Origin of the sequence: Methanolobus chelungpuianus (assembly GCF_024500045.1) — an archaeon.
GTDB lineage: Archaea > Halobacteriota > Methanosarcinia > Methanosarcinales > Methanosarcinaceae > Methanolobus > Methanolobus chelungpuianus.
In genome coordinates this window covers 390,299-406,498 of sequence record NZ_JTEO01000002.1, presented here as the reverse complement: position 1 = coordinate 406,498, position 16,200 = coordinate 390,299, and the positions used below count along the sequence as shown (strand labels likewise).

The window sequence follows — 16,200 nt, the reverse complement described above, 5'->3', positions numbered from 1 at the left end:
GCTGACCTTTACATTTAGATATTCACAAGAAAGGTAATCAATATGGGCAGAAGAAAGAAGATGGTGGAGCGTGTGACCGCGCTCATGAATGAGCCGGAAATGATACGCAACATTGGTATCGTTGCACACATCGACCACGGAAAGACCACCTTGTCTGACAACCTCCTTGCAGGTGCAGGCATGATCTCAAAGGAGCTTGCAGGCAAGCAGCTCTTCATGGACTCCGATGAAGAAGAGCAGCAGAGGGGTATCACCATTGATGCATCCAACGTTTCAATGGTACACCAGTATGATGGTAAGGACTACCTCATCAACCTCATAGACACACCAGGCCACGTAGACTTCGGTGGGGACGTTACCCGTGCAATGCGCGCAGTGGACGGAGCAGTCGTTGTCATTGATGCTGTGGAAGGTACAATGCCACAGACAGAGACCGTGCTCAGGCAGGCCCTCAGGGAGCATGTCAAGCCGGTGCTGTTCATCAACAAGGTAGACCGTCTTATCAATGAGCTCAAGGTCGACTCCCAGGAGATGCAGATCAGGCTCGGGAAGCTCATCGACCACGTGAACAAGCTTATCAAGGGCATGAACGAGGAGCGTTACAAGGCAGGCTGGAAGGTCGATGCCGCAGTAGGTACCGTTGCTTTCGGTTCAGCTCTTTACAACTGGGCTATCAGTGTGCCCATGATGAAGAAGACAGGCGTCAGCTTCAATGATGTTTACAACTACTGCCGTGAAGGCGATATGAAGACCCTTGCCGAGAAATGCCCGCTCCATGAGGCAGTCAACGACATGGTCATCAGGTTCCTGCCAAACCCGCTGCAGGCCCAGGAAGGCAGGACTGCGGTTATCTGGCATGGCGACAGGAAGTCTGAGATCGCAAGGTCAATGGCAACCGCAGATGCAAAGGGACACCTTGCATTCATGGTCACCGACATATCCATGGACCCGCATGCAGGAGAGGTCGCAACAGGAAGGTTGTTCAGTGGCTCCCTCACCCGCGGTCTTGAAGTATATGTCAGTGGCGCTGCCAAGCCCAACAGGATCCAGCAGGTAGGTATCTTCATGGGTCCCGAGAGACTCGAAGTGGAGAGCATACCGGCAGGTAACATTGCAGCAGTAACGGGTCTTAAGGACGCAATCGTCGGTTCAACCGTCACCACACTTGACGGCATGACACCTTTCGAGAGCATCAAGCACGCAAGCGAACCTGTGGTCACCGTAGCTGTCGAAGCCAAACACATGAAGGACCTTCCAAAACTGGTCGATGTGCTCAGGCAGGTAGCAAAGGAGGACCCGACACTTTGCATCACCCTCAACGAAGAGACCGGTGAACACCTGATGGCAGGTATGGGCGAACTGCACCTTGAGGTCATTGCACACAGGATTGAGCGTGACAAGAAAGTCGAGATCACAACCACGCCACCTATCGTGGTATACCGTGAGACCATCCGCGGAAAGGCGGGACCGGTCGAAGGTAAGTCCCCGAACAGGCACAACAGGTTCTACGTACACGTCGAGCCCCTCGAAGAAGGCGTCAGGGAACTTATCAGAAGCGGCGAGATATCCATGCGCATGGGCGAGGTAGAGCGCAGAGAGAAGCTCATGGCAGCAGGTATGGACAAGGACGAAGCAAAGGGAATTGTCGATATCTTTGAAAGCAACATCTATCTCGATATGACCAAGGGTATCCAGCACCTCAGTGAGACCATGGAACTCATCCTTGAAGGATTCCATGAGGTCATGAAGGGCGGACCACTCTCAAGGGAGCCATGCATGGGCGTAAAAGTAAAGCTCGTTGATGCAAAGCTGCACGAGGACGCTGTCCACAGAGGCCCCGCACAGATCATCCCCGCATCCAGGCAGGGAATCCAGGCTGCAATGCTGATGGCAGATGACACACTCTTGGAACCATACCAGAAAGTGTTCATTCATGTCCCACAGGACCAGATGGGAGGAGCGGCCAAAGAGATCCAGGGTCGCCGCGGTATAATCATTAACATGACCTCTGAAGGAGATATGACGGTCATCGAGTCAAAAGCACCGGTAGCCGAACTGTTCGGATTTGCCGGAGATATCAGGTCCGCAACAGAAGGCCGTGCGATGTGGAGCACAGAGTTTACAGGATTTGAGACACTTCCGACAAACCTGACCGCCGAGATCATTGGATCCATAAGGCAGAGGAAGGGTCTGAAGAAGGAGCTTCCACAGGCATCCGACTACCTGAGCCCGTGATGATTTGAGGTTGCGGCATTTGCCGTAAACCCCTTTTCGTCAGAAAGGTTTAAACGTGTAAACGTCTATTAGGTCAAATCAAATTGAAGTATTTATAATCAAATATAGGAGACATATAAATGGCATCTGACAAACCACACATGAACTTAGCAGTCATCGGTCACATCGACCACGGCAAGTCTACCCTTGTCGGAAGACTGATGTTCGAGACCGGAGCAGTTCCTGCTCACCTGATCGAGAAATACAAAGCAGAAGCAAGAGAGAAAGGAAAGGAATCCTTCGCTTTCGCATGGGTCATGGACTCACTCAAGGAAGAGCGTGAGAGAGGTATCACCATCGATATCGCCCACAGAAGGTTCGACACTGACAAGTACTACTTCACAGTCGTGGACTGCCCAGGCCACCGTGACTTCGTCAAGAACATGATCACCGGCGCATCCCAGGCAGACGCAGCTATCCTTGTGGTCGCTGCACCTGATGGTGTAATGGCCCAGACCAAGGAGCACGTGTTCCTGTCCAGGACCCTCGGTATCAACCAGCTTATCATCGCTGTGAACAAGATGGACGCAGCAAACTACAGCCAGGAAAGGTACGAGCAGGTCAAGAAAGATGTCGGTCAGCTCCTCGGAATGGTCGGCTTCAAGGCAAGCGAGATCCCATTCGTTCCAACATCCGCATTCGCCGGCGACAACATGTCCAAGAAGAGCGCAAACACACCCTGGTACACCGGCCCATCCATCCTTGAGTGCCTCAACTTACTTAAGGAACCTGAGAAACCAGACAAGCTCCCACTCAGGATCCCTGTGCAGGATGCATACACCATCTCCGGTATCGGAACTGTGCCTGTGGGCAGAGTCGAGACCGGTGTCATGAAGAAGGGTGAGAACGTCGTCTTCAACCCAAGCGGCGCAAGCGGCGAGGTCAAGTCAATCGAGATGCACCACGAAGAAGTCCTCCAGGCGGTACCTGGCGACAACATCGGCTGGAACGTAAGGGGCGTAGGCAAGAACGATGTCCGCAGAGGAGACGTGTGCGGTCCGACAGCAAACCCACCATCTGTCGCAGACGAGTTCACTGCACAGATCGTAGTGCTCCAGCACCCATCCGCGATCACAGCAGGATACACACCAGTGTTCCACTGCCACACTGCACAGACTGCATGCACACTGATGGCGATCAACAAGAAGCTTGATCCTAAGTCAGGTCAGGTAAAGGAAGAGAACCCAACCTTTATCAAGGCAGGAGATGCAGCAATCGTTACCGTGAAGCCAACTAGGCCAATGGTCATCGAGCCAGTAAAGGAAATCCCACAGCTCGGAAGGTTCGCCATCCGTGATATGGGTATGACCATTGCGGCCGGCATGTGCATGAGTGTCAAGCAGAAGTAAGACACTCAAATTTCCTTTTTTAGGAGACGAACATGTCACAGAAAGCTAGAATAAGATTGTCAGGAATCAGCCCGGTTAACCTTGACGGCGTTTGCGACCAGGTAAAAGCAATCGCAGACAGAACAGGAGTAAGTATCTCAGGGCCGGTTCCACTACCTACTAAAAAGATGGTAGTTCCGGTCAGGAAGAGTCCGAGCGGTGACGGTACCGCAACCTGGGACCACTGGGAGATGCGCGTCCACAAGAGACTCATCGACATTGCAGCCGATGAACGTGCACTCAGGCAGTTAATGCGCATCCAGGTGCCAAAGGACATCAACATCGAGATAGTACTGCAGAACTAAAAAACGTATAGTTATTGTCAAACAATAACTATCATCACCGCCTAGTTACAGAATATATTCTGTAACAACCCAATTCTTCTTTTGATTTTTTGCTAAGACGGGAGTCTGTGCTTATGCGAAACAGTGTGCTGCAGAAGTTTTCAGGATGGTTCAGCAGATTTTAGTTTCAGTATGAATACAGTCCCGGCAGGATAATTGTCCTTCAGGCTTATCTCCCCATATCTGCTTATGACCTTATGTGCAATGTAGAGGCCAAAACCTGTATGTCCTGTTTCTCCGTGCTTGAATCCTTTTTCAAAAACATGTGCCTTCACATCGTCAGGGATCCCGCATCCATTATCGGCGATCTGTATCTCACACAGCTCAGGTCCCTGCTCCAGCCGGATATCTATCGTATCAGCTTTACCGTGGACTATGGCGTTACGGATAATATTGCCTATCACCGAGTTCAGAGCCTTGTCAGCTATCACACTGCACTCTCCACTTATATTAACCTGCACGGGAAAGTCCTCTGATATCTCGCCTATCATCTGCCTGAGTTCACATGAGTTGAGGCAGCCGGAATAGCCGGTATCCTCCAGGTTACGCATTTCCTCTATAAGTTTAAGGCTCCTGTTAACGGCCTGTTTAGACAGCTCCGTCTCCCGGGATTCGCTCCTTTCACTCAGGTTGTCCAAAGCCATATAAATTACATTAAGGTCGTTGAGGACATCATGGCGAAGAATCCTGTTCACAAGGGACAGGGTTTCCGCCAGATTGGCCTGCGCTTCTTTTTCCTTCCGCAGATCGTTCTCGCTTTGTTTCAATTCCCTGTATAGCAGTTCATACGGCTTCGTCAGACCTGTCACAACAACGGCCTTATAGACAAGGTAAAAGGAAAGCAGTTTTAAGTAATGACCCATAAGATTCGAGAAATCGTACACATCAATATAGAATGTGAAAAAGAGCTCTGCAGCTATCGTCAATGCTATAGAGACCGACAGAAGGAACAATACATTACTGTCAAACCTGTCCCTGTGCTTTCTCAACACGATGAGCGAACCAAGAAATATCAGGGATATGAGATACTCACTCAGTACCTTGAATGTTGTGAGCCCGGAACCTTCAATAAAACTGTCCGGGAAGGATCCCGTGAATACAGATACAAGCGCCAGGGCAGTGATCAGGAAATATCCGGATAGCACTGCCTTCGGATTAAGAGCACGCTCCAGGAAAAAAGGTGCGATCAAAAAGGAAATGCTTTCCATGTACCTTCCAAGGATCCAGAGCTGGGTGGGGAGGTTTGCATCATGCTCCGGAAAGACACCCATTCCCCTATAACCGAGAGTATGGAGCAGATCAAGACCTCCTATGAAAAGATAAGCGATACCAATGAACAGCAAATAATTGTTCTTCATGGATGACCGGGAGTTCCATACAATGACAAAGACTGCTGATGCTACAACAACACTGAATATCTCAGCCACGGTGTGAAATAAAAGGTAATTCCTGGCACTGATCAGGTACAAGGATAATAGGATCAGGAGCACGATAGCAGGTTCTTTGTACTTTTTCTCGGAGGCAATTATGGGCATTTTGGAACCTTTAAAAACAACATATACTTTTAGGCAAATGGTGTTGACATAACCAGCAATCAGTTAGGATTTAATCGCTTAAAATATAAAGATATCCTACAAACACAAGCAGTTGCCATAAAATATTTCCATGGCACATTATTTTTGATAATTGTCAGACTTGGAATCCACAGGACAATATGTATAAATACGGATAACAGGATAGACACATTTGATTTACAATTGTGAATCAACAGATATCGCGTATCCATTAAAAAATCAATTCCAGAAAGGTCCAATAATGATTGATATCGACAAGAAGGTCCCTGATATGGACCTGCTGAAAGAGAGCATACTAAGGCTCAAACAAGAGAAGGACGCAATCATACTTGCACATAACTACCAGACAGCCGATGTGCAGGACATTGCGGACTTCACGGGGGATTCGCTGGAACTCGCAAGAAAAGCAGCCACCCTTGACAATGAGATCATTGTCTTCTGCGGTGTTGACTTCATGGCAGAGACAGCAGCCGTCCTCTCACCGGAGAAGACAGTGCTGCTGCCGGCTCCCGATGCCAACTGCCCCATGGCTGACATGATCACCGCAGGGGAATTGCGTGTACTCAAGGAGAGATTCCCTGAGGCTGCTGTTGTCTGCTATGTCAATACCAGTGCAGAGGTCAAGGCTGAGAGTGACGTTTGCTGCACCTCAGCGAACGCAGTGCAGGTCGTGCGGTCACTGAAAGAGGAAGATATACTCTTCGTCCCGGACAGGAACCTCGGGCGCTATGTTGCCAGGTTCACGGACAAGAGGATACTTCCCTGGGAAGGCTTCTGCTTTGTGCACGACAGGATAACTCCTGCCGATGTGCTTCAGGCCCGCAGGGATCATCCCGGAGCAGAGGTACTGGTGCACCCTGAGTGCAGGCCCGAGGTCATTGACCTTGCAGACCACGTATTCTCCACGTCCGGCATGATCAGGCATGTATGCTCGACCGATAGCAGGGAATTCATCATCGGGACAGAAGTGGGTATACTTCACCGTATGAAAAGGGACTGTCCCGGCAAGTTATGCTATCCCCTGTCTTCAGGCGCGGTCTGTGTGACCATGAAGAAGACAGACCTGTCTAAAGTACACAGGTCCCTTGAGACCCTTAAACCCAGGGTAACAGTGCCGGATGACATTGCAGAGGGAGCACGCCTGGCAATCCGGAGAATGCTTGATATCCGTTAGGCCGCCTGTGCTCATATTTTTCCGGCAGCACTACCGCATATTTCGCAGTCGCAGCGCCTGCCGAACCTCAGGGTTTCCATCTCTGAGGACATGCCATTCCAGATAAGAAGCCTGTCTGTGAGCAGATCGCCTGCTCCCGTCAGATACTTGATCACCTCATTGGCCTGTATCATGCCTATGATACCAGGGGTCACACCTACCACCGGGAACACTTCCGATGGCGGCTCACAGGGAAAGATACAGCTCAGGCATGCACTCTTTCCAGGGACCACAGTCGTTGCCTGGCCATCAAAACCGCGTATCGCACCATGGATAAGAGGTATGCCCTTCTCATGGGCTGTGCGGTTGAGCAGGTATCTTGCGGGATAATTGTCCATTGCATCCACGATCAGATCTGAGTCTCCCACCAGCTCGGAGACATTGGACCCATCAATGACCTTGCAGAAGGCCTCTACCCCTATATGGGGATTGACAGCAAGCAGCTTCTCTTCAACCGATATGACCTTCTCTTTCCCTATGTCCTGCTCCCAGTGGAGCACCTGCCTGTTGAGATTTGAACGCTCTGCCACATCCTTGTCCACAATGCGCAGGTGGCCCACTCCTGCTGCTGCAAGGTACAGTGCCACAGGACATCCAAGGCCACCTGCTCCGGCTATGAACACACTGGCCTGTTTCAGCTTTAGCTGGCCTTCTTCTCCAAACAGCATGATCTGTCTTGTATAGCGCTCAAGTTCGTGTTCACTTAACATGCCCTATTCTTTCCCCTCAAAGCACAAAAGCTTGATCCCGGCAGGAGGGCAGGGTTATCTGTGATCCTAGACTGCAGCAAGGCCGAAAAATACTTTAAGTCACAGGCTCAATCGCAATTGTGAAATTGTCAGCAGCATACCGACCAAGGCAAATGAGGACTACAATATGAAACTGCCCTGTGAGAAAGTTGTCTGGGATATCCTGCCTGCCATAAGGGCAGCTATTACAGAGGAGCTCGCAAACTGCGGCCTTACTCAGCAGGAGATAGCCAGGGAACTGGACATGGCGCCTTCTGCCGTCTCGCAGTACCTTTCCAAGAAAAGAGGCTACAGGATAGTTTTCGAGGATGAGATCAGGGATTCGATAAGACTGCTCGCCCGGGACATCAAAGATAACCGCGTCGCAGATATCACACCCAGGGTATGCAGGATATGCATGCAGTTACGTGATACAGATGGCAGGTGTGGCGGCAGGGAAGAAGATGATTGCAGTGAGATCCACCGAGATTAGAAGAGATTTTCCGCTTCTGAAAGATATCATATACTTTGACAGCGCAGCCACCAGCCTCTCACCTGAACCTGTCATCCATGCCATGAATGAGTACGAGAGGCTGTACAGGGCTAACGTTGGAAGGGGAGTGCACCGCCTTACCAGCCTCGCTTCGCAGAAATATCACAACGCTCATCAGAAAGTCGCCCGTTTCATAGGTGCCGGGGAAGGCACTACCGTACTGACCAAGAACACCACCGAAGCGATCAATATGGTGGCGTGCGGGCTCAGCTGGAAGAAAGGGGATACCGTGGTAACAACTGCCATGGAGCACCATTCAAACTTCCTTCCCTGGATGCGGCTGCGCGACAGAGGAGTGAGGACGGAAGTTGTGGTTCCGCAGGCTGATGGTACTTTCGACCTTTCGGCCTTTGAGCTTGCCATTAATGACAGCACCCGCCTGGTAGCCCTCTCGCACGCATCCAACGTGCTTGGCACCGTCCTGCCTGTGAAGGAGATCGCCGGCATCTGCAAGGAACATGGCGCCAGGCTGCTCGTCGATGGTGCACAATCGGCACCTCATCTTCCGGTCAGTATCAAAGACATAGGATGTGATTATTTCTGCTTTTCGGGCCACAAGATGCTTGGGCCTACCGGCACCGGGATACTCTGGATGAAGGATGACGATATCGATCCCCTTCTTGTGGGAGGGGGAATGATCGAGAGCGTTTCGGCCGAGAGTTACACCCTTGCAGCAGGCTATCAGCGCTACGAGGCCGGAACACCCCATATTGCAGGGATGATAGGGCTCGGGAGAGCTGTGGAATACCTGGAAGGTGCAGGCATGGATTCCGTAAGAAGGCACGAAGAGCATCTTACAGGCAAGCTGCTCACAGGACTAGCATCAATGGAACATGTCCGCATCTACGGCCCCACGGATAATACAGAGAGAATAGGTGTCGTTTCCTTCAACATAGAAGGCATGCATCCCCATGAGGTCTCGCACATACTGGATGAGGCAGCCGCGATCATGACGCGTTCCGGAGAACACTGCTGCCAGCCCCTGATGCATCACATGGGAATTCCCGGCGGCACCGTCAGGGTGAGCCTTTACCTGTACAACACTGCAGAGGAGATAGATCTGCTGCTGGATACCCTTGCAGAGATCACAAGGAGGTTATGATGTTCAAGGAGATACCCTGCATAAAGGGAGACGGAGGATCATTCTCAGAGGAAACCCATCCTGTCATCGAGGAGATGCCTCTTGCTGTAAAAGTCAACGGGCGCCACGCCCTTACAGCGATGACAAGCCCGGTCATGCTAAGGGAATTCGTGATAGGTTTCCTCTATACCGAGCGCATCATCAAAGGTATCGAGGAGATAGAATCCATCAGTATAGAAGGAAACACAGCTGATGTCCTCACCACTGATCCCTTCAGGATACTGATGTCCCACAAGACAGTCCTGAGCGGATGCGGCGGAAGCATGTCCTTCCTTGACATAGGGAAACTTCCGCAGATAAGATCCGGTCTTATCCTCAGTGCAGAGGAGATCAGAAACGCTGTGAAAGAGGGGCTTGATTCGGAGCTTCACGTTAAGACCGGTGGTATCCATGTCGTGGGCCTGTATGGCACAGAAGGAAAGATACAGGCAATAGAGGACATCGGCAGGCACAATGCTCTGGACCGCGCCATTGGCTATGCGCTTGAACAAAGCATTGACCTTTCCCGTACATACATTATCTGCTCAGGACGCATATCCTCTGAAATGGTCAGGAAATGCCTGGTGGCCAATATACCGGTGATCGTATCAAGAGGTGCTACCACTACCCTCGCCGTGGACCTAGCAAAAGCACGGGGTCTTACGATCATAGGCTTTGTCAGGGGAAAGAAGATGAACATCTATTCCGGCGGGGAAAGGATATCAGAGGTCTCACCCTCAGGCGCTGCATACCTGGGTCCGGAACCTGGTCCAGGTACAGGGGAGGAATCCGGGGAGAGGGCTGACTGAGCTCATCCTCCGAAGACCACATGAATGATACGGACCTGGGCCTCGTTGTCCAGTATCCTGTCCTCCGGGATCACCTCGCCGTTCATTACTACGAGTACCTCGCTCTGGCTGATGCCCAACTGCCTGAGCAGCCCTTCTACCGAGATGGACTCTATGCTTATTTCCTCTGTTTTTCCTGAATGGAGTTTTATTTTCATCTGTTATCACTTTTGAATGTAATAATTAGCTGGAGCTGATGTTTCTTCACAATTGTGACCGCAAATAACTTCCCTGATACTTAAGCATGCCGCCAAAAAAACACACCTACATCAGATTTATTATCAATGAAGTGTATCCATGAAACGCTCAGCACATTTCATTGCGGACCTGTGGTGTAGCGGATATCACTTAAGCCTCCGGAGCTTAGAACCCGGGTTCGAGTCCCGGCAGGTCCGCCTGTTCTCCGGAACATTGGCCTTCTCAGGATACATTTCATTAATCCCTGTGATCTGGCTCGTACCTCCTACTGAACTCTCTTCCGTAATTAAAAGACTTCAGGGGAATGTTTTTTCAGGCTGCTTTTGGAATAGTTTATATCCATACAAAGCAAAATAGGTAAGGGGGGTTATAATGAGGTGTTCCTTACTTGACACTATATTCCTTTCGGAGAAAAGAAAGGACCTATTGTTATTCCTGAAAGACGGGCCAAAGGCGAAAGAGGAGATCAGAGAGCATTTTGCTTTTCCATGGAAGTCCATGATCCCGCAGATAAAGAAGTTACTGGAATGGAATCTTGTTACTTATGAGAATGATACATACTCCCTCACCCCCACAGGAGAAGCTATCGTAGAGAACATGCAAAATCTTATCATGAGCCTCAATACCCATGAAGAGAATCTGGAATACTGGTCCGACCATGATCTGGGTCCCATTCCCAGGGAACTGCTTTACAGGATAGGGGACCTCGAACAGTGCGAAATTCTGGAACCGGACCTTCCGAGCATATTCGAGCAGCAGGAAGAGATCCTCCGAAGGATAAACGGGTCCAGCAGGATATCCACGTTCATCTCTGTATATCATCCCTCCTACTTCCTCCCATTTTCCAGCTATCTGGAGAGAGGCATAGAACTGAACGTCATAATGACAGAACAGGTATATGACATCCTGCAGGATGACATGAGGACAGATACCGGGTCTTCACAGGATCAAAATCCCCTTTCTGCGTCCCTGAAGAAGGAATATGAGAAAGAGATCGGAGCTCTTCTCAACAGCGGGGGCTCACACGTGCTCATATACCGCAAGGATGTAAGACCTGTGAGCATAACAGTTACGGACAGGGTATTATCTTTCTCGCTATCGGACAGGAATGGCAGATATACGAACCGTATTATCGTCAGTTCCACGCCAAGGGCATTGAAGTGGGGAGAGGACCTTTTTAAGTATTACATGGATAGGTCCGAGATCCTGAATAAACAATCGGTCTCAAAGAGAAGTTCATAGATAACGTATCCAGTGCGTGTAAAGGAGTTTTTGAAGCACCTGAAAGAGGTGCTTCAGTGGTCGGTACACATCGCTTAAAAATCGGTTGGTTGAGGTTGTCAAGACGTGTACATGAAGTAATCGGCCTTCATGAAATAAAAACAAACCTTCATGTACCTTTTATTCCTTATAGGAATGCACCATTGATAAGAGATTGGCTAATGCAGTTTGTATTTTCCCCGGAAATTTTCATCCCTACAATAGATCACGTCATAGTGAGCGCATGTTAGAACGCTTATCAGAAGGAACACGAATAAATGCCTGCCCGCATACCGAATGAAAGCCTTCAATCTCATTCATGCGATCGTTTTCACGGCCACTGATTGAAGCCTGACATTCTGAAGCCGTGCACTCCGGTTTATTAACATCTCTGCCTTTGACCATTGCAATCCTCCACAAGCACAGTTCGCGTATTTATATAAATTCGTATGAATAAAGAAGTATAAATAACTTGCAGTCAACAAAACACATTATTGCACCCAGCACATTAACAGACATATCCAGACCAGCGTATAGCCGGAAAAGGCAAAAAGTAAAAAGAGTTGGCACTGATGGACAGAACCAGGATCAAAGGAATAATCTTCGATATGGATAATACACTTTTCGATTTTGTCAGGGTCAAGACCATTGCCTGCGAAGCTATCATAAGGCACCTTGGCAGGGGTGATGCTCATGAACTCCTCGATTATTTCCGCAGGGAGGGGCGCGGATTCGAGGATATTGGGAATATCAGTGACTACCTGAGCGACAACGGCTGTTTTTCAGAAGAAGGGTTCCTGGAGTGCTGCAGGATATATGAGCACGAGAAGACCAGGTCAATTGAATTGTATCCCGATGTGGAAAGCACTCTTATGGAGCTTCGGTCAAGGAGGGTCCTCCTTGGCCTTCTCACAGATGCCGAGATGAAGAATGCCAGGGTAAGGCTTGAGAAAGTGGGCCTTTATTCAATGTTCGATTCCCTTTTCACTTACGACATAACAGGCTGGAAGAAGCCTTCCCACAGGACCTTCATGCACGCACTGGACTCCATGGGACTGAAACCCCATGAGACCATGTTCGTTGGCGATAGCCTGAGAAGGGACATCGCACCCTCCAAGCAGCTTGGGATGGCAGCAGCCTATGCCCTTTACGGCGACAGGAACCCGGACAGGGACAGGATTAATATCGAAGAGAAGCCCGACCACATACTCTACAGCTTTAGTGACCTCCTGACGCTTATAAGAGAGAGGGACGATGAGGACTGAATATGACGTGGTGGTCGTGGGTGCCGGGCCGGTAGGTTCCACGGCAGCCCGTTATGCGGCTCAGCACGGAGCACAGGTCCTGTTGATAGAGGAACATGCATTCATAGGCTCACCTGTAGGCTGCACGGGCCTGCTCAGCAGGAGAGCATTGCAGGAATGTGATGTGGAACCCTCGGACAGCTTCGTGCTTAACAAGGTGCGCGGCGCGTTCGTGCATTCCATGGACGGCAACTGCCTTCCCATAGATGGCGGAGAGACAAAAGCCTATGTGGTATCAAGGAAGATTTTCGATCGCACTTTAGCTTCCATGGCACTTGCAGCAGGGGCGGACCTCTGGCTGAGAACGCGGGCAATCGGCTTCAGTAATGAAGGTGACCACAGTCTCCTGTCAGTTATAAAGGACGGAACGCCCATAACGATCAAAGCTAAAGTGATCATCGGCGCCGATGGCGTGCGCAGCGGTATTGCAAGGATGGCAGGACTCGGGCAGGTAAAGAAGATCCTTCCCGGTGTGCAGATAGAAGTTCCTTATGACGCAACCGACCCGGACTTCGTGGAGCTGTTCGTGGGCTCCCAGGCACCGGGATTCTTTGCCTGGGCAGTCCCCGTAAACGATAAGATAGCCCGCATAGGAATGGCTGTTGATAGCAGGGATGCTCACAGGGACCCCGGATGTGTCCTGGAGTACCTTGAAAGACTGCTGAGGGATAACAGCCATGTGGCATCCCGTTATGGAGGAGGGAAACTTGACCTGGTGGCAGGAGGCATTCCCATAGGACCTCTAGGCCAGACCTATGCACAGGGAGTAATGATCGCTGGGGATGCGGCCGGACAGGTAAAACCGACATCAGGGGGTGGAATATACACTGGCGTTGCCTGTGCAAAGATAGCCGGAGAAGTTGCAGCGGCAGCAGCACTTGAGAATGACACCACGGCAAGGCGGCTTGAGGAATACGACAGAAGATGGCGGGCAAAACTTGGCAGGGAACTTGCCATCGGCATGAGGATACATGATTTCATCGGCGGCCTGAACGATGCTGAATTGAATGATCTTCTGGCATCCATGAACAAGCCTTCGATGCTCGGGACAATTACGACCTATGGTGACATGGATCACCCATCCATACTTATAAAGAAAATGCTGAGCCCGGGTAATTCCAGGCATCTTTTCGGAGTATTCAGGGCTTTTGCAAAGGCCGTGCTCTGACAGGCATCTCAGGAAATACTTACACCTTTCACTGAACTCAGGGCGAGGAGCTCTTCAACGATACTTCCGGGAACCTTTGAATCTGTGATAATTGTCAGGCGGGGCTCCGTTGTGAAAAAGGGATCGTCCGAGACAGCCTGCCGTATGCTTATGTTATGACGTGCGATCACTGTGGATACGTCAGAGATTATCCCGGCATGAGCCGCATCGTCCGGGATGATGATGATGACTCCCAGGCCGAGGAAAGGAGCAACCTCGCGCAGTAGGGGAATGGACTTCACGTTCTGGAATATATTCCTCAGCAGGTCGTCGGCAAGTATGACCTCGGTCGTTGAATCGACTACGCGCCTGTCAACACCCGCCTCCTTTGCGAGCTGGGTGTGTGCTATCTCTATATTGCCTGACGTAACCTTGCCTTCGTCGTTGACCTGGAAGCCGCGCTCGAACATAAGCCTCAGGACCTTCTGTTGCGCAGGGTGTTTTTCGAACTTTTTGAGCAATAGACTCCACATAAGTATCCTGTTAGCACTTTAAATTATAAAGATATAAGGTTAGTTTATGGACGGAAGATTGTAAACCGCAGGGAAGCCGTATGAAAGAAAAGCATTTTAAGCATGAAGATGTGTATAGCACCAGACTGGCTAGTGAGTAATAAATATTTGCCCGGAGTCAAATGGTCATTACCCAGGCTTAAAATCATCCTGCCATCCCTTGAGAGAGTCACTTATTCCGGGAACTGAGGAACTTTCTCGAAGAAGGAGGAACATAATGAAGATATACAGGGACTATGATGACCTTCCGAAGATAAAACTGCCACTCGGGCAGGAAGTCTCTATCAGCGACAGTACGATACGTGATGGTGCCCAGATGCCGGGCATAGTTGTAAGAAGCCACCACAAAGTGAAGATATATGAATATCTGCACAGGATCGGCATTGAGAAGCTGGAAACATTCGTGTACAACGAGAGGGACAGGAAAGCCATAAAGCTCATGCAGGACCTGGGATATGAGTTCCCGGAGATCACAGGATGGGCACGTGCAAACCCTGCAGATATCGATATGGTCCTTAACGTCGACGGCATAGAGGAAACAGGCATCCTCATGTCAGTATCCGACCCTCACATCTTCGACAAGATGGGACTTAAAAGCCGTGAGGCTGCGGAAAAGAAATACCTTGATGCGCTCCAGTACGCCGTTGACCACGGCCTGCGGACAAGGGCCCATATCGAGGACATGACACGCGCCGACAATTACAATTTCGTGTTCCCCCTTGTCAAACAGATCATGGACATCGACCCTGACTGCACCATACGCATTTGTGATACCATCGGATTCGGGGTGCCATTCGAAGGCGTGGATGAGCCCTACGGCCTTCCAGCTATTATCAAGCACCTCAGGAACGAGCTGAATGTGAAGAACATCGAGACACACTGCCATGACGACTTCGGGCTTGCGGTCCCCAACTCCATTGCAGGATACTGGTATGGTGCCAACTGGTCCAATGTGACCTTCCTTGGTATCGGAGAGAGGGCAGGCAATGCGGAGCTGGAGAAGATCCTGCTCTTCCTCATGAGGCGCATTGAAGGCTTTGATAAATACAACCTAGAGTGCCTTGTGGAGTTCGCCCAGTTCATGGAAAAGGAGATCGGCATAAGGATACCGAGGAACAAATCAGTGGTAGGCAAGAACGTATTCGCACACGAGTCGGGCATTCACACTGCAGGTGTCATCAAGAATCCCTTCACATACGAGCCATATCCGCCCGAGATAGTCGGAGGTAAGAGAACCTTCCTTGTCGGTGATTCATCCGGCATAGAGGTGCTCAGGTACAAGGTCCAGGAAGCGCTCAATGAACTGATGAATGTGCACATAGAAGTGGACAAGAACGACAAGCGCCTCAGGGAGATTCAGGCGGACATCCAGAAGCTCTACAACGAGGACAAGAGGGTTTCCTGCATCTCCGACGAGGAGATACTTGCCTATGTCAAGAAATACTTCATGTTCAACCCCATGGTAAGCAAGGATATGCACAGGCAGGATGAAGATGATAATCCGCAGGAAGCGCCGACAGGCAAGTTCAGCAGGGACCCGCATCTTCACGGTGTGGACTGAAGAGAATAAGCAGGATATCCAAGACGGGCATCTGCCCGGCGGACCTATCTGTAAAAAGGCGAGGCATGTGCCTCGCCATTATGCTCTTTTTCAATTAAAGATAAGATCTGTAAAAA

Annotated in this window: 15 protein-coding genes and 1 tRNA gene; 12 read left to right on the top strand and 4 right to left on the bottom strand. The window is 50.3% G+C overall.

All coding sequences use genetic code 11. The annotated features are described in order from the left end of the window. Positions 1-42 precede the first annotated feature (42 nt). The 3 genes from PV02_RS02965 (at position 43) to rpsJ (ending at position 3,967) form a co-directional block, all read left to right on the top strand. Positions 43-2,235 carry an elongation factor EF-2 gene (locus PV02_RS02965; RefSeq protein ID WP_256621875.1) on the top strand — a complete coding sequence of 731 codons (2,193 nt, stop codon included), beginning with the start codon at positions 43-45 and terminating at the stop codon, positions 2,233-2,235. 119 nt (positions 2,236-2,354) lie between these two features. After that, positions 2,355-3,623 (top strand): translation elongation factor EF-1 subunit alpha, encoded by a 1,269-nt coding sequence (gene tuf / locus PV02_RS02960; protein ID WP_256621874.1) that lies wholly within the window; start codon positions 2,355-2,357, stop codon positions 3,621-3,623. A gap of 32 nt (positions 3,624-3,655) precedes the next feature. Next, complete coding sequence (gene rpsJ / locus PV02_RS02955) at positions 3,656-3,967, top strand: 30S ribosomal protein S10 (RefSeq protein ID WP_015052947.1); 312 nt, start codon at positions 3,656-3,658, stop codon at positions 3,965-3,967. A 140-nt stretch (positions 3,968-4,107) separates the two neighbouring features. Here rpsJ and PV02_RS02950 read toward each other — a convergent pair whose 3' ends face one another. Beyond that, positions 4,108-5,541, bottom strand: a complete 1,434-nt coding sequence (locus PV02_RS02950) for a sensor histidine kinase (RefSeq protein ID WP_256621873.1) — start codon at positions 5,539-5,541, stop codon at positions 4,108-4,110. A gap of 280 nt (positions 5,542-5,821) precedes the next feature. Here PV02_RS02950 and nadA point away from each other — a divergent pair, with 280 nt between their 5' ends. Beyond that, positions 5,822-6,754, top strand: a complete 933-nt coding sequence (nadA, locus tag PV02_RS02945; protein ID WP_425438340.1) for a quinolinate synthase NadA — start codon at positions 5,822-5,824, stop codon at positions 6,752-6,754. Positions 6,755-6,765: 11 nt separating this feature from the next. Here the strand turns inward: nadA and PV02_RS02940 are convergent, their stop codons facing one another. Continuing rightward, on the bottom strand, positions 6,766-7,503 hold the full coding sequence (locus tag PV02_RS02940; RefSeq protein ID WP_256621872.1) for a HesA/MoeB/ThiF family protein: 738 nt from the start codon (positions 7,501-7,503) through the stop codon (positions 6,766-6,768). A 166-nt stretch (positions 7,504-7,669) separates the two neighbouring features. Between PV02_RS02940 and PV02_RS02935 the strand changes: the two genes are divergently transcribed. Genes PV02_RS02935 through fdhD form a run of 3 tightly spaced genes read left to right on the top strand, consistent with a single transcriptional unit; the run spans position 7,670 to position 10,003 of the window. Further along, positions 7,670-8,014, top strand: a complete 345-nt coding sequence (locus tag PV02_RS02935; RefSeq protein WP_256621871.1) for a transcriptional regulator — start codon at positions 7,670-7,672, stop codon at positions 8,012-8,014. Then, positions 7,986-9,176 carry an aminotransferase class V-fold PLP-dependent enzyme gene (locus PV02_RS02930; protein ID WP_256621870.1) on the top strand — a complete coding sequence of 397 codons (1,191 nt, stop codon included), beginning with the start codon at positions 7,986-7,988 and terminating at the stop codon, positions 9,174-9,176. Before PV02_RS02935 ends, PV02_RS02930 begins: the two co-directional genes overlap by 29 nt. Further along, positions 9,173-10,003, top strand: a complete 831-nt coding sequence (gene fdhD / locus PV02_RS02925) for a formate dehydrogenase accessory sulfurtransferase FdhD (RefSeq protein WP_256621869.1) — start codon at positions 9,173-9,175, stop codon at positions 10,001-10,003. Before PV02_RS02930 ends, fdhD begins: the two co-directional genes overlap by 4 nt. A 2-nt stretch (positions 10,004-10,005) precedes the next feature. On the opposite strand, the gene thiS is transcribed toward fdhD, so the two are convergent. Then, the gene (thiS, locus tag PV02_RS02920; protein ID WP_256621868.1) at positions 10,006-10,200 is read right to left on the bottom strand and encodes a sulfur carrier protein ThiS; all 195 of its coding nucleotides are present in this window, start codon (positions 10,198-10,200) and stop codon (positions 10,006-10,008) included. 165 nt (positions 10,201-10,365) lie between these two features. On the opposite strand from thiS, the gene PV02_RS02915 reads away from it, so the two are divergent. The 4 genes from PV02_RS02915 to PV02_RS02900 all read left to right on the top strand — a co-directional run bounded on the left by PV02_RS02915 (position 10,366) and on the right by PV02_RS02900 (position 13,972). Beyond that, positions 10,366-10,437: transfer RNA gene (locus tag PV02_RS02915), tRNA-Arg, on the top strand. Between the two features lie 175 nt (positions 10,438-10,612). Continuing rightward, a complete protein-coding gene (locus PV02_RS02910; protein ID WP_256621867.1) occupies positions 10,613-11,482 on the top strand; it encodes a helix-turn-helix transcriptional regulator in 870 nt (289 codons plus the stop codon). 590 nt (positions 11,483-12,072) lie between these two features. Continuing rightward, entirely contained in the window at positions 12,073-12,765 is a 693-nt protein-coding gene (locus PV02_RS02905; protein WP_256621866.1) for an HAD family hydrolase, read from the top strand. After that, a complete protein-coding gene (locus tag PV02_RS02900; RefSeq protein WP_256621865.1) occupies positions 12,755-13,972 on the top strand; it encodes an NAD(P)/FAD-dependent oxidoreductase in 1,218 nt (405 codons plus the stop codon). Before PV02_RS02905 ends, PV02_RS02900 begins: the two co-directional genes overlap by 11 nt. 8 nt (positions 13,973-13,980) lie before the next feature. Here PV02_RS02900 and trpY read toward each other — a convergent pair whose 3' ends face one another. Next, positions 13,981-14,484, bottom strand: a complete 504-nt coding sequence (gene trpY, locus PV02_RS02895; RefSeq protein ID WP_256621864.1) for a TrpY family transcription regulator — start codon at positions 14,482-14,484, stop codon at positions 13,981-13,983. 256 nt (positions 14,485-14,740) lie between these two features. Here trpY and PV02_RS02890 point away from each other — a divergent pair, with 256 nt between their 5' ends. Then, positions 14,741-16,084, top strand: coding sequence for a homocitrate synthase/isopropylmalate synthase family protein (locus tag PV02_RS02890; protein WP_256621863.1), 1,344 nt, complete (start codon positions 14,741-14,743; stop codon positions 16,082-16,084). Positions 16,085-16,200: the final 116 nt, after the last annotated feature.